Source organism: Streptomyces sp. NPDC058525 (genome assembly GCF_042719495.1).
In the GTDB taxonomy this organism is placed as follows: Bacteria; Actinomycetota; Actinomycetes; order Streptomycetales; family Streptomycetaceae; genus Streptomyces.
Genome location: NZ_JBHXNP010000016.1, coordinates 94,600 through 108,032, shown reverse-complemented (window position 1 = coordinate 108,032; position 13,433 = coordinate 94,600). Strand labels below are relative to the sequence as shown.

Below are 13,433 nucleotides of genomic sequence, written 5' to 3'. Positions count from 1 at the left end.
GAGCAAGCGTTCTGTGGGCGCTGCTGCGTGACGGACGGGTCTTCACCTCCGCCCCACCGGTCACGCAAGCGGCTTGACTTCGTCATTGAGACTCCATGGCTCGGAAGTGGGCGCCCCGCGGCCAAGGTCGGGCAGGGGCGGGGCTGCGGATTAGGTAGGGAGGGTCATCAGGAGCAGGGGAGTGGTCGTGGGCTGTGGGGATCCTCCGGCCGGTTCGAGGGTAAGGCCGACGGCGCCGGCGTCGGCGGTGTCTCCGTCGATCAGGACGGTGCCGTCCTGGCGGATGAATCCGGCCGGGCGCATGGTTCCGTCGTGGTCGAGCCACAGTTGGTAGGTCTTGCCCGCAGCCGGGGTGGGCAGGCCGGTCGCGGTGAAGACGGCCCTGTTCTGCCGGTCGGAGGCGACGACGCTGGTGAAGGCTCCGTTGCCGGCCCGGCCGTGGACACTGCGGGCGTCCGGGGCGGCCAGGACGGTGCTCACGGCATCCAGGCGCTGCTCGCTCTGCCGGGCCCGCTGCTCCAGCTGCCGGTTCTCCTGGTTCTGCCAGACAGCCAGGCCGGCGAACGACGCGGCGGCGGCCAGGCTCGCCGCCAACGCCACCGGCAAGGCCCTGCGCCGCAGCGTGCCGCGGAAGGCGACCGGGGTGGCTGCCAGGACGAGGGGCGGGAGCTGGCGTACGCCGTCAGCGGCAGCCATCGTCCGCTGCCTCATCGAGGCGGGCGGTGCCTGGGCTGCGGCCGCTGCCAGACGCGCGGCGGTGGCCTGGAAGTCGGCCACATCGTCCCGGCATGCCTCGCATCCGGCCAGGTGCGCGGCGAACTCTTCGCGCTCGCCGGGATCCAGAGCGTTCAGTGCGTACGCGGCAGCCAGGACATGGACATCGGATGCGTGGTGTTTCATGTGGTCACCCCCATGCAGTCGCGAAGCCGGATCAGCCCGTCGCGCATGCGTGTCTTGATCGTGGGAAGCGGCGTTCGAAGCGTTTGGGCGACTTCACGGTAGGTCAGCCCCCGGTAGTAGGCCAGAGTTACGGCCTGGCGCTGCAGTTCGGTCAGACCGCGCAGGCAGCGGCGGACCTGCTCGCTCTCCAGCCGGGTCTCGACCTGCTCGGCAACCTGGTCGAACGCGGTCTGGTGCTCGCGGGCGGCCTGGGCATGCTCGCGGTCGGCGGCCGCCTGGGCAGATCGCACCCGGTCCACGGCCCGCCGGTGGGCGATCGTTGCCGCCCAGGTACTCACGCCGCCGGCATCGGGCCGGTAGCGGGCGGCCTGCCGCCACAGGTCGATCATGACCTCCTGGGCGACCTCTTCCGACTGGGCACGGTCACGTACGACTTTGATCACGATCCCGAAGACCATGGGTGCGAGAGCGTCGTAGAGGGCTGAGAAGGCCTGCTTGTCGCCGTGTGCGACTTTCTGCATGACCTCGGCGAGACCGGTGTGGCCGGCGGCGCCGAACGGGAGCGGTCGGTTCACCGGCCGGGCTCCGGCTGTGGCGACCAGGCGAAGGGGCGGCCGGCGTCGGCCGGCCGGGGACGGGGTGTCCATCGCATAGCGGTCCTTGTCGGTGGAGCGGGGCCGGACCGCCATCAAGGGCGGTCCGGCCACAGAGCCGTGTGGGGTGTCTGATGGTTCTTCGTAGCGGACGTGAGTGCGGATTGGTGGGCATTTGGTCAGTGGGGCAGTCGCTTGTTCCCTCTTCGAGGGAACGGCGCGGGTAGGGCCAAGCCTTCGTGGCGGGGGCGGCGAAGAACGGGACGAAGTAGCCGGGACGATCTCGCTCACCGGTTCCTTCGTCGCCGCGCGGTCTTCCGCACGGCGCAGCAGTCCGTCCTTGGAGGTAGTGCGATGGTTCGTGTGTGCAGGAGCGTCTCGGTGGCGCTGGTGGTCGGCGCGGTGGTGGTCGGGGGTGCCTCGGTGGCCGCCGCCGATGCGGGGGCTCAGGGTGTGGCGGCGTACTCGCCCGGGTCGGTTCGGGCAACCTGATCCAGATTCCGATCCACATTCCGGTCAACGTCTGTGGGAACACGGTCAGCGTCATCGGTCTGCTGAATCCTTCCTTCGGCAACACCTGCGTCAACGCCTGACCGGGCACCGCTGCAAGGCTCCGGTCCGCCGCCGAGAACGGGGTGGCGTGGACCGGTGACCTGCCCGGGCCCGCAGGCGGGAGCGCTTGTGGCGCCTCCCATGACGCATAACCCTGGGCCCGGGCGGGTCGGCTGCGGGTGGCTGTCGGCACAGCCGCCCGCAGTACCCCTCCCCTGCCCGACGAACAGTTCCGCCCCGACCCCTCCCCCCATCGTCGACCTCGGGCCCGGAGCGTGGTGACCCTCCCTGCTGCCTCATGACTACGCCCTGCTCCATCATTCGCCCCCACGCCGTGGCGCCGCGAAGGAGACCAGGCTGTCCGCGCCCCCCGCATAGAAGGCCTGACGCCTTGAGAACGGCAGATGTCACTCGTTCGGGTGGCAGACCAATCCGCCGGGCGAGCGCCACCGAATGCAGGGTGTGACCATGAGCAGCTTCCGCAACACCTTCGCCCTCACTGCCCGTGGCGGGCTGGCCGGGCTTCTGTCCGGGTTCACCGCGCTTGCCGTGGCCGAGCTGGTCGCCGGGTTGGTGCGGCCGGCCGCGGGACCGGTCACTGTCGTGGGCGGCGCGGTTATCGACCTCACCCCGGCAGCGGTGAAGGACTACGCGATCCGCACGTTCGGGGAGAGCGACAAGTTCGTCCTCCAGCTCGGCATCCTCGTGCTGCTGTCCCTGTTCGCGCTTTTCCTGGGTGTCCTGGCGGTGCGGTTCCGTCGTGTGGGGGCGGCCGGGGTCCTGCTGTTCGGCATCGTCGGCGCGGTCGCGGCCCTGAGCAGGCCGGACTCCGCGGGCGCCGGTGACGTGCTGCCCTCCCTTGCCGGCGCCGTCGTGGGTGCTGCGGTGCTGTACGTCCTGGCCGGCAAAGCGGCACTCGCCAGCTCACCGTCTGGTGATGGGGGCACCGGGGGCGGGTGGAGCCGGCGGGGGTTCCTCGCAGCGGCGACCGTGACCGCGGCGGCCGCTACCGGAGCCGGTGTGCTGGGGCGCACTGTGTCCGGGCAGCGCGGCCAGGGCGCCATCGCCTCCCGCGGCAACCTCGCCCTGCCCGCCCCTGCATCACCGGCTCCGCCTGTTCCGCCCGGCGCGCAGTTGAAGGTGCCGGGGATCAGCGAGTTCACCACACCGAACCGCGACTTCTACCGCGTCGACACCGCCCTCGTCGTCCCCAAGATCGACGCCGGTACCTGGCGGCTGCGCATCCACGGCAAAGGTGTCACCCGGCCCCGCACCTACACCCTCGAACAGCTCTTGGCCCGCCCGCTGATCGAACGCGACATCACCCTCGCCTGCGTCTCCAACGAGGTGGGCGGCCCCTACATCGGCAACGCCCGATGGCTCGGTGTTCCCCTGGCCGGCCTGCTGGCCGAATGCGGGGTCAAGCCGCCGTCGAAGGGCGGCACCGCCGATCAACTGGTGGCCCGTTCCGTGGACGGCATGACCCTCGGCTCCCCGGTCGAGGACGTCATGGACGGACGGGACGCGATCCTCGCGGTCGGCATGAACGGCGAACCGCTCCCCTTCGACCACGGCTTCCCCGTCCGCATGCTCGTCCCCGGCCTCTACGGCTACGTCTCCGCCTGCAAATGGATCGAAGACATCGAGCTGACCACGTTCGACGCCTACGACCCGTACTGGGTCAAACGCAAGTGGGCCCGTCGGGCGCCGATCAAGACACAGTCCCGCATCGACACCCCCAAGCCCTTCGCCCGCCCGGCAGCCGGCACCGTCGTGATCGCCGGCGTCGCATGGGCCCAGCGCCGCGGCATCACCCGCGTCGAAGTCCGCATCGACGACGGCTCCTGGCAGGACGCCGACCTTGCTGTCCAAGACACCGTCGACACCTGGCGCCAGTGGTCCCATCGCTGGCAGGCAGCCCCCGGCGGCCACACGATCACCGTCCGCGCCACCGACGGCACCGGCCAGACGCAGACCGAGCAGCGCACGCCGACCATCCCCGACGGAGCGAGCGGCTGGCACAGCGTCTTCGTCACCATCGCCTAAGCCACCGGGCCAGCTTCCCCCGACGCAGGTCCGGAAGAACCACCGACAGACCCCAGATTCACGTCATCTCTTCAAGGAGAAATTGATCATGAACAGCATGCAGATCCGCCGTACCGGGATCGCCGTGGCCGCAGCCGTCCTGCTGCCCTTCTCGCTGGCCGCCTGCTCCGACTCCTCCAGCGACACCAAGGCAGCACCCCCCGCCGCCGGTGACTCTGCCAAGACCAGCGAGGCGCCGACGGGCGACTCGATGACGGGTGACGAGCCGTTCGGCCCGGCCTGTTCCGGCGTCCCGCAGGAGGGCGCGGGCTCCTTCGACGGTATGGCCAAGGACCCGGTCGCCACCGCCGCGTCCAACAACCCGGCCCTGTCCACCCTGGTTGCCGCCGTCAAGCAGGCCGGCCTGGTCGACACTCTCAACAACGCCAAGGACATCACCGTCTTCGCCCCGACCAACGACGCCTTCGCGAAGATCCCGAAGGCCGACCTCGACAAGGTCCTCGCCGACAAGGAGATGCTGACAAAGATCCTCACCTACCACGTCGTGGGCCAGAAGCTGACGCCGAAGCAGCTGGAGAACGGGTCCTTCGAGACCCTGCAGAAGGGCATGGTCACCACCAAGGGCTCCGGCGAGGCCTACAAGGTCAACGACACCGCCTCCGTGGTCTGCGGCAACGTCAAGACCGCCAACGCCAACGTCTACATCATCGACACCGTCCTCATGCCGAAGTAGCCGCGCGGCAACGCACCGCCGCACCCAGGCCTGTGGCCCGGCACCCCCTTGGAAGGAGAGGAGGTGCCGGGCCGCAGGCAGTCGCTAGAAGCCGGCAGGCAGCCGTCGCCTCGATAGCGGCCTTCTGCTTGCCGGAACGGGCAAAGGTGTGAATACGTTCATTGCGACGGGTTGCTGCTACCGCTGGTTGATGGCCAGGGCGAGGTCGGTGACCTGGTACTTCTTCGGGAAGGCACCCTTGTCGGTAGCCTTACCGTTCAGCACGTTGACCGCGTACAGGCGGTATGCACCGTCGTCTCCGACGGCCGCGAAGCCGTGATTCGTGCCGCTGGCCTCGTTGTAGATGTCGAACCCGGCGTCCAGGTCCGCGGCAACGCCGAGATTCCCGGTCGGGGCGAGGGTGCCTGCGTTCGCCGGGGACTGCAGCGAGATCCGGTCGGCCAGCGTGTCGAGGTCGAACAGGGTCGTGGCGGTCGCGGTGTTGAGATCGTTGTTGGTGTACGCCGCACCGGTGACCCCCGTCGCGGTGGTCGGCGGAGTGCCGGGAGCGCGGAAGCCGGTCTCCACGATCAAGGTCTGGGGCAGGCGGCGGTGGCTCACCTCGGCCTGACCCGGAGTGGATCGACCACTGGCCGGCGTCCTGGTCCAGCAGACGGGCGAAGACCGCGGGGCCGTCGAACCGGGGGAGGCGCAGCCAGTCCACCGCCCGACCGAACTCACCAGCGCCGAGAGCCGGCAGTCCGAGAGCGTCAGGTAGTCGCGGATGGGCAGCTCGTTCCGCGTCGACGGCACCGCAAACGGAGGCGCCGTCATTCCGTGCCGCAGCACTCCCCGCTCCGAGACTGGCGACGTGACGGCAAGCCCCGGAGCAGCCGGGTGGGGAACGAAGAGCAACCCTGGGGAAGATTCGAGATCCGTATCAGAAACGTGACGCCGGACCGCCTTCGGTAAGTGCCTGGTCGGCGAGGAGGTCCCATCCTTTCCGGCGGCGGCACCGAATAAGGGTCATGGCATCCGACGTCCCCCGGTCCGACCGCGGCGGACACGCCCGGCGGCCCGCACGCTCGCTCGCCGGACCCGGGGCCGGATTTCCGAGGAGCCCACCGTGACGACAAGACCCGCAGAGGCGTCACCCCCGGCTGCACATCAACTTGGACAACCCCGCGAACCTGTCGGCGTGGAAGGCGTCCTCGTCCGCATTCTCGCGGACGTCACACACCGCGACTGCGTGCCTGTCGACAGCCACTTCTTCGACGAACTCGGCGCCGACTCCATGGTGATGGCCCGATTCTGCGCACGGATCAGGAAGACCGAGGGGTTGCCGCCGGTATCGATGAAGGACATCTACCGGCATCCGACGATCGACAGCCTGGCCGCGGCGCTCGCCGCGCCCGAACCCACGGGCCGGACGGCTCCAGCGCCGCGGATGCCCGAGCCCGCGAAGGGAACTCCGCACTACCTCCTCTGCGGTGCCCTGCAGCTACTGACGTTCCTCGGATACTCCTGCGTCATCGCCTTCGTCGGTGTCCGGGGCTACGAGTGGATCTCCGCAGGGTCGGGCCCCGCAGATGTGTACCTGCGGTCGGTGCTGTTCGGTGCGGCCGCCCTCGCGTGGCTGTGCGTCCTTCCGGTTCTGGCGAAGTGGACGCTCATCGGCAGGTGGCAGCCTTGCCAGATCCGGGTCTGGAGCCTGAGCTACTTCCGTTTCTGGACGGTCAGGACGCTCGTCCGGTCGGCTCCGCCGGTGCTGTTCGTCGGGTCACCGCTCTACGTGCTCTACCTGAGGGCGCTCGGAGCGAGGATCGGCCGCGGCGTCGCAGTCTTCTCGCGGAACGTACCGGTGTGCACCGACCTGCTCGCCGTCGGTGACGGCACAGTGATCCGGAAGGACTCGTACTTCACCTGCTACCGGGCTCAGGCCGGGCTGATCCAGGCGGGCCCGGTCTCCATAGGCAAGGACGCGGTCGTCGGCGAGGCCACCGTCCTCGACATCGGGACCGCGCTGGGAGACCGGGCCCGGCTCGCCCATGCCTCAGCCCTGCACAGTGGGCAGACGGTGCCAGACGGTGAACACTGGCACGGCTCGCCCGCGCTGCGGGCCGATGCGCGCTACCCGGTGGTCGGCCCGGCCGATCGCGGCGGCCTGCGCCGGGCGGTTCACGGAGTCCTGCAGATACCGGCCGTACTGCTGGTCTACCTGCCGCTGTCCTTCGGCGGCGTGAGCCTTCTCCTGGCCGAGCTCCCGCAACTGGCCGCCGTGCTGGAACCGGGCCCGATGGCACTGGCGTCGTGGGCGTTCTACACCGAGGCGCTGGCGGCCTCGCTGGTCCTGTTCTTCGGTGCGATCGTCCTCGGGCTCCTGCTGATCGCCACGGTTCCCCGGCTGCTGGCCCGGGCCATCACGCCGGGCACGGTCTACCCGCTCTACGGCTTCCGGTACGGGATGCACCGGACGATCACTCTGATGACCAACAGACGCTTCTTCACGCACCTGTTCGGTGACAGCTCGTGCATCGTCCACTACCTCCGCTTCCTCGGGTACGACCTCTCCCGAGTCGAGCAGACCGGATCGAACTTCGGCACCGAGGTCAAGCAGGACTCCCCGTACCTGAGTTCCGTCGGCAGCGGAACGATGGTCGCGGACGGGCTCTCGATCAACAACGCCGAGTTCTCCAGCACTTCCTTCCGGGTGTCCAGGGTCTCGATCGGGCCGCGCAACTTCCTCGGCAACCGGATCGCGTACCCCCCGCGCGGCAGGACGGGTGACAACTGCCTCCTCGCGACCAAGGTCATGGTGCCCGTCGACGGAAAGTTCAGGGAGGGCGTGGGACTGCTGGGTTCGCCGAGCTTCGAGCTCCCCCGATCGGTCCTGCGGGACAGCACCTTCGACCGGCTGAAGACCGACGGGGAACAACGCCGCCTGCTGCCCGCCAAGAACCGCCACAATGCCGCCACCGCGGCGTGGTACCTGATCGTGCGGTGGCTCTGCTTCTTCCTGATCACCCTGATCATCGCGGCCGCCGCCGAACTCTACGGCGCGCTGGGCGCCGCGGCGGTCGCACTGGCCAACGTCGTGGTCCTGCTGTTCACGGCCCTGTACTTCGTGCTCGTCGAACGCGCCGTCACCTCCCGGCACCCGACCGGTCCGCTTTTCTGCTCGATCTACGACCTCCGCTTCTGGCAGCGCGAGCGCTTCTGGAAGGTCCCCTCGGAGACGTACCTGCGGCTCTTCAACGGCACACCGTTCAAGAACGTGATCTGGAGGCTTCTGGGTGTCCGAATCGGCAGCAGGGTCTTCGACGACGGCTGCTCCCTGACCGAGCGGTCCATGGTCACCCTCGGAGACGACTGCACGCTCAACGCCGGCAGCGTGGTCGAGTGCCACTCCCAGGAGGACGGCGCCTTCAAGTCGGAGCGCACCTCCATCGGATCCGGCTGCACCCTCGGGATCGGTGCCTTCGTGCACTACGGAGTCGCCCTCGGTGACGGCACGGTGCTGGCCCCCGATTCCTTCCTCATGAAGGGCGAGACCGTCCCCCCGCACGCGCACTGGGGAGGAAACCCGGCCCGGCAGATCAGCCAGGGCAACGACACCTAGGGTCTGTTGTGAAAGTGCTGGTCACAGCCACTCGTTGATGGCTGCGACCAGCACGGTCGCTTCGTAGCGGACGGCGAGTTTGTCGTACCGGGTGGCGACGGCCCGGTGGCGCTTGAGGCGGTTGATTCCGCACTCGACCGCGTGTCGCTGCTTGTAGTCGTCTCTGTCGAACGTCGGTGGCCGGCCCCCGCGCGAACCGCGCTTGAGGCGGTTGCGGACTCGGTCCGCTGGAACGGGGATGGTGGCCTTGATGCCGCGTCTGCGCAGGTAGGAGCGGTTGCTGCGGGAGTCGTAGGCCTTGTCGGCCCGCACTCGGTCCGGGCGTTTGCGAGGTCTGCCGGGCCCGAGCCGGGGTACCCGGATCGCTTCCAGGACCGGCTCGAACTGCGGGGAGTCACCCCGCTGCCCGGCCGTGATCACAATGGACAGGGGTTTCTGCCCCTGCTCGACGGCGAGGTGGATTTTGCTGGTCAGGCCTCCGCGGGAGCGTCCGAGTCCGTGGTCGGCCGGCTCGACTGCGACTCCGCCGGGCGGCTCCTTTTGGAGATCCCCCTTTTCGCCGCGCCTGCGGCGTGCTGGTGGGCCCGGCAGACGGTGGAGTCGACGTTCACGTCCCAGGTGATCAAGCCCTTGGCGTCCGCCTCGGCCTGGAGCCGGGTGAGGATCCTCGCCCAGGTTCCGTCCCGCTGCCAGCGCCGGAACAGGTCGTAGACCCGGTCCCACGGCCCGTAGCGCTCCGGCACGTCACGCCACGGGGCACCGGTGCGGGTCCGCCACCGTATGCCGTCTATCAGCTGCCGCCGCGTCCACACCTGCGGACGGCCCGGCTTGATGCCCTGCGGCAGCAGCGGCTCAAGCCGGGCCCACTGGCCATTCGTCAGATCTCCACGTCCCACAAGACGTGATCATGAATGAACAAGATCCACTTTCGCAACAGGCCCTAGCCGAGCACCGCCCACAGCCGGGAAGCCTTCCAGGGACCCCGCGAAGTGATCGTGGCCATGACCGATCCGCTGCACCCGAACGACTGCTCCCCGACCATCGAGGTGACCCTCACATGACCACCATCGACTACACCGCCGACTTCACCGGGACGGACCGGTCAGGGGCCCGGCCGCGTGTACCGCCGTTCGCGGTGATCCCTGGAGCACAGGTCCAAAGGGCCCTGCTGGGACGCGAGCAGTGCATCGTGGACGTGGTCCAGGAGACCTACCGGCTCCACAGCGCAGGCTTGACGGTCAACCCTCCGTCCTCCTTCCTCAGGTTTCCCGACCGCCGGTCGTCTCGCATCATCGCGCTGCCCGCCTCCATCGGCGGAGCCTCACCGGTGGACGGCCTGAAGTGGATCTCCAGCTTCCCGGAGAACGTGAGATCCGAGATTCCCCGGGCCTCAGCCGTCCTGATCCTCAACGACCCTGTCACCGGCTACCCCTTCGCATGCTTGGAGAGTTCCATCATCAGCGCCAGCAGAACCGCTGCGTCGGCGGCGTTGGCGGCCGACTGGCTCAGTCGCGGCCGCTCCCGCCCAGCTCACATCGGATTCATCGGGGCAGGACTGATCGCCCGCTACATTCACGCCTTCCTGACAGGCACGGGATGGAACTTCGAACAGCTCGGCGTGCACGACCTTTCGCCCAGCAGCGCATCCGGGTTCCGTATGTATCTGGAGCAGGCGGGCTCCACGGACCGGATCACCATTCACGAGTCCCCGGAGGATCTCATCCGAGCCAGTGACCTCATCGTCTTCGCCACCGTCGCCAGCGAACCCCATGTGTCTGAGCCGTCCTGGTTCCGGCACCATCCAGTGGTACTGCACGTGTCATTGCGCGACCTCGCCCCTCAGGTCCTTCTGGCCGCGACCAACATCGTCGACGACATCGACCACTGCCTCAGTGCCGACACGTCACCACACCTCACTGAACGGCTCACCGGTAACCGCCGATTCCTCGCCGGCACCCTGGACGACGTGATCGCCGGACGAGTCACCGTACCCGCAGGCCGGACGACGGTGTTCTCACCGTTCGGCCTCGGAGTCCTCGACCTCGCCGTCGGCAAGTACGTCTACGACGAGGTGATCCAGTCGGGCGAACTGCGGGTCGTCGAAGATTTCTTCCACGAACTGCGCCGGTACGGATGAGTGCCACCGGTACATCCGCGCGGGGCGATGGCCCGACTGTCCGGCCGTACGGCCGTCCCGCGTAGCTCACGGAGTTGAGGCGATCATCGTGCATGTCATATCCGTTCCCCACGCTTTCAACGAAGAGGAACTCTTCATCGACCTGCGGCAGGCTCTCGGTTGCCCGCTCTTCCTCAAATGCGAGGGCTTCAATTTCGCCGGATCGGTCAAGCTGAAGGCCGCGATCGAGATGGTCGAGTCCGGCGAGCGGGACGGCACCGTCACCCCGGACTCCATCCTGGTCGAATCCTCTTCCGGAAACCTCGGCGTCGCCCTGAGCGTGATCGCGGCCAGCAAGGATACCGGTTCATCTGTGTGACGGACTCGCGCTGCAACCTGGCGACCCGGCTCATGATGGAAGCCCTGGGCAGCACCGTCCACGTCATCACCGATCACGAGGCCGGCGGTAGTTTGCTGGCTGCACGGCTCGCCTACGTCCAGGGCCTGTGCGACGCGGACGACCGGTGTGTTTGGCTCAGCCAGTACACCAATCCGGCCAACTGGAGGGCTCATTACCACAGTACTGCTCCAGCCATCGCCCGAGGATTCCCGGAGCTCGATGTGCTCTTCGTGGGAGCCGGGACCACCGGCACGCTCATGGGATGCGCCCGTTTCTTCAACGAGTGGCACCGGCCCGTGAAGATCATCGCAATCGACAGTGTGGGCTCGGTGACGTTCGGCGGCGCCCCAGGACGGCGGATGATCCCGGGCCTGGGCATGAGCGTCCCACCACCACTCCTCGACAAGTCCATGGTCGACGAGGCCGTACTCGTCGAAGAAGCGGACACCATCCGCACCTGCCGGGCCCTCGCCCGCCGGGGCTTCCTCTTCGGCGGCTCGACCGGCACGATCGTCAGCGGAGCCACTGACTGGCTGGCACAACACCAGGACACACGCGTCACCGCAGTTGCCGTAGCGCCCGACCTGGGGGAACGCTACCTCGACACCATCTACCAGGAGAACTGGGTGCAGGGACTCTACGGCAGCCAACAGGAATCCGGAGCACTCGAGCCACACCTCCCACGCCCCCACGTGCTACTCGAGCGCTCTCAGTCGCGAACCCCGGTGGGGCCGCGGCCTCACTGATGGGCGGGACTCATCGAACTCGACGGGGGACCCCTGGTCGGGGCCCTATTCTCCCGAAGCTGCCACGAGACAAGTAGCTCTCTGTAGCGGGGCGGGGCCCGCTCAGAACCTCAAGTGATCGATGGGTCTACGGGATCTCCGCCAGGAATCCCGGCAATGAGCCCTTGGGCACGCATCGCTTCAGTCCCGGGACGGGCCACAGTGGTCCGGCGGGCAGTCACCCCTCGCGGCACCTAGGATCAGAGTCGTGAAGGTGTCACACATCCATCTCACCGTTCGTGACCTGGAGGCGGCGGTCAGCTGGTTCCGCAGCGTTCTGGAGGTCACGCCCGGTTTCCGGGACGAGCGGATGGCGGAGTTGGAGCTGGGCGGGCTGGGCGTCGTCCTCGATGAGGGACCGACGGACAGCCAGGCCACCATCGCGCTCGCGAGCAGCAACTGCGACGTGGACTACGCGCGCCTCCTGCATCGGGGCGCCGACACGATGGAACCACCCGGCGACCGGCCCTGGGGCACCAGAGCCGCCTACCTCAAGGGGCCGGCCGCGATCACGATCGAGATCGACCAGCCGTTGAGCGGACGGAGTCCGGAGTGACTCGGCGTTGGCCAAAGCGCTGCTCCTCCCTCAGCTCCGCGCCGAGCCCGGAGGGCATACCCCGCCGACCGCGGGCCCCGCCGCGCGTGCTCCAGAGCCAGCTCGACGCCACTGGCGGAAGCCGGGTGTGATCCGGTCTTCTCGGAGAAGATCAGTATTCGGGTCAAGGTGCGGCCGGAGTTCGTCAAGGCGATGGGTAGGAGGTGTGGCGTCGGATGGCCTCGTTGCGCAGCCGCTGCAGTGCGGGCTCCAGTATCTACCGGGCCCCGTCGAGCACGAGAAGGCCCAGGCGTGCCACGAGGCCGTCGAGGTGGCCCACGTCGACTTCGCTGCCCTTCAGGACGCAGCAGCCCCGGCAACCCGATTCCTCACGCCAGGAGTCGAGGTGCAAGGTACTCCGGCACGCCGTGCGGGGACGCCGGTTCTGCCGTCACGCGGCCGCAGTCTCGACCGGCAGTTCGGCCAGCCGCCATTCCAGCATGCCGTCCATCAGCCGGATCGCCTTGCGGCCGCGCTTCTGAAGCAGGCGTACGGCGTCGTGGGCGAGGACGCAGTAGGCGCCGCGGCAGTACGCGACGACCTCGACGTCGTCCGGTAGTTCGGCGATGCGTTCGGCGAGTTCCTCGACCGGGATGGAGATCGCGCCGGGGATGTGGCCTGCGGCGTATTCCTCGGCCGGGCGGACGTCGAGGACGACGACTTCGCCCGCCTGGGCCCGGGCTCGCAGTTCTTCGCGGTCGACCTCTTGCGCCGCGTCCGTGCCGAGGTATGCGGTGCGGGCCGGTTCGACGGCGGCCTGGTGGCTCTGGGCGACCTGGCGGAGCAGGGCGTAGAGGGCGGCGACGTCGGCGCCGGCGAGGCGGTAGTGGATCCGTACGCCCTCGCGGCGGGTGGCGACGAGTCCGGCCTGCTTGAGGGTCTGCAGGTGCGCGGAGGCGGTGGTCAGGTTCAGTCCGGCCGCCTTGGCGAGCGCGTCGACGGTGCGTTCTCCCTGGGCCAGCAGGTCGAGCAGTTCCAGGCGTTTCCCGCTGCTCAGTGCCTTGCCCGTGTGGGCGAAAGCGTCGTACAGGGCCGACTTGCGTGCGGCGTCTCCCATGGCATCCTCCATAGATCCATGGAATATTATATCTATGGGTGGGCGCTGGGACCACCGA

At 68.5% G+C, this 13,433-nt stretch carries 9 protein-coding genes and 3 pseudogenes; 7 read left to right on the top strand and 5 right to left on the bottom strand.

Going from position 1 to position 13,433, the window contains the following annotated elements; all coding sequences use genetic code 11:
- Nucleotides 1-150 precede the first annotated feature (150 nt).
- On the bottom strand, nucleotides 151-900 hold the full coding sequence (locus ACFWP3_RS11390) for an anti-sigma factor (RefSeq protein ID WP_384218868.1): 750 nt from the start codon (nucleotides 898-900) through the stop codon (nucleotides 151-153).
- Nucleotides 897-1,475, bottom strand: coding sequence for an ECF RNA polymerase sigma factor SigK (gene sigK / locus ACFWP3_RS11385; protein WP_384218865.1), 579 nt, complete (start codon nucleotides 1,473-1,475; stop codon nucleotides 897-899). The genes ACFWP3_RS11390 and sigK overlap by 4 nt, the downstream gene beginning before the upstream one ends.
- 372 nt (nucleotides 1,476-1,847) lie before the next feature.
- Here sigK and ACFWP3_RS11380 point away from each other — a divergent pair.
- From ACFWP3_RS11380 to ACFWP3_RS11370, 3 genes and pseudogenes are all read left to right on the top strand, one after another.
- Nucleotides 1,848-2,086: pseudogene (locus ACFWP3_RS11380) on the top strand (chaplin).
- Between the two features lie 427 nt (nucleotides 2,087-2,513).
- The gene (locus tag ACFWP3_RS11375; RefSeq protein WP_384218863.1) at nucleotides 2,514-4,091 is read left to right on the top strand and encodes a molybdopterin-dependent oxidoreductase; all 1,578 of its coding nucleotides are present in this window, start codon (nucleotides 2,514-2,516) and stop codon (nucleotides 4,089-4,091) included.
- Nucleotides 4,092-4,179: 88 nt separating this feature from the next.
- Nucleotides 4,180-4,824 carry a fasciclin domain-containing protein gene (locus ACFWP3_RS11370; RefSeq protein ID WP_384218860.1) on the top strand — a complete coding sequence of 215 codons (645 nt, stop codon included), beginning with the start codon at nucleotides 4,180-4,182 and terminating at the stop codon, nucleotides 4,822-4,824.
- A gap of 177 nt (nucleotides 4,825-5,001) precedes the next feature.
- On the opposite strand, the pseudogene ACFWP3_RS11365 reads toward ACFWP3_RS11370, so the two are convergent.
- A pseudogene (locus ACFWP3_RS11365) lies at nucleotides 5,002-5,370 on the bottom strand (DUF4394 domain-containing protein); the annotation flags it as partial.
- A 631-nt stretch (nucleotides 5,371-6,001) separates the two neighbouring features.
- Between ACFWP3_RS11365 and ACFWP3_RS11360 the strand changes: the two are divergent.
- Nucleotides 6,002-8,422, top strand: coding sequence for a Pls/PosA family non-ribosomal peptide synthetase (locus ACFWP3_RS11360; RefSeq protein WP_384218858.1), 2,421 nt, complete (start codon nucleotides 6,002-6,004; stop codon nucleotides 8,420-8,422).
- Nucleotides 8,423-8,443: 21 nt separating this feature from the next.
- Here ACFWP3_RS11360 and ACFWP3_RS11355 read toward each other — a convergent pair.
- Nucleotides 8,444-9,318, bottom strand: a protein-coding gene (locus ACFWP3_RS11355; protein WP_384218856.1) for an IS5 family transposase whose coding sequence is annotated in 2 segments (ribosomal slippage) — nucleotides 8,444-8,971 and nucleotides 8,974-9,318 — 873 coding nt in all. Because the reading frame shifts where the segments join, the coding sequence is not laid out codon by codon here.
- Nucleotides 9,319-9,479: 161 nt separating this feature from the next.
- Between ACFWP3_RS11355 and sbnB the strand changes: the two genes are divergently transcribed.
- The 3 genes and pseudogenes from sbnB (at nucleotide 9,480) to ACFWP3_RS11340 (ending at nucleotide 12,279) form a co-directional block, all read left to right on the top strand.
- On the top strand, nucleotides 9,480-10,559 hold the full coding sequence (sbnB, locus tag ACFWP3_RS11350; RefSeq protein ID WP_384218853.1) for a 2,3-diaminopropionate biosynthesis protein SbnB: 1,080 nt from the start codon (nucleotides 9,480-9,482) through the stop codon (nucleotides 10,557-10,559).
- Nucleotides 10,560-10,647: 88 nt separating this feature from the next.
- Nucleotides 10,648-11,684: pseudogene (gene sbnA / locus ACFWP3_RS11345) on the top strand (2,3-diaminopropionate biosynthesis protein SbnA).
- A 247-nt stretch (nucleotides 11,685-11,931) separates the two neighbouring features.
- The gene (locus tag ACFWP3_RS11340; protein WP_384218851.1) at nucleotides 11,932-12,279 is read left to right on the top strand and encodes a VOC family protein; all 348 of its coding nucleotides are present in this window, start codon (nucleotides 11,932-11,934) and stop codon (nucleotides 12,277-12,279) included.
- Between the two features lie 430 nt (nucleotides 12,280-12,709).
- Here ACFWP3_RS11340 and ACFWP3_RS11335 read toward each other — a convergent pair whose 3' ends face one another.
- The gene (locus tag ACFWP3_RS11335; protein WP_384218849.1) at nucleotides 12,710-13,375 is read right to left on the bottom strand and encodes an ArsR/SmtB family transcription factor; all 666 of its coding nucleotides are present in this window, start codon (nucleotides 13,373-13,375) and stop codon (nucleotides 12,710-12,712) included.
- Between the last annotated feature and the right edge of the window lie 58 nt (nucleotides 13,376-13,433).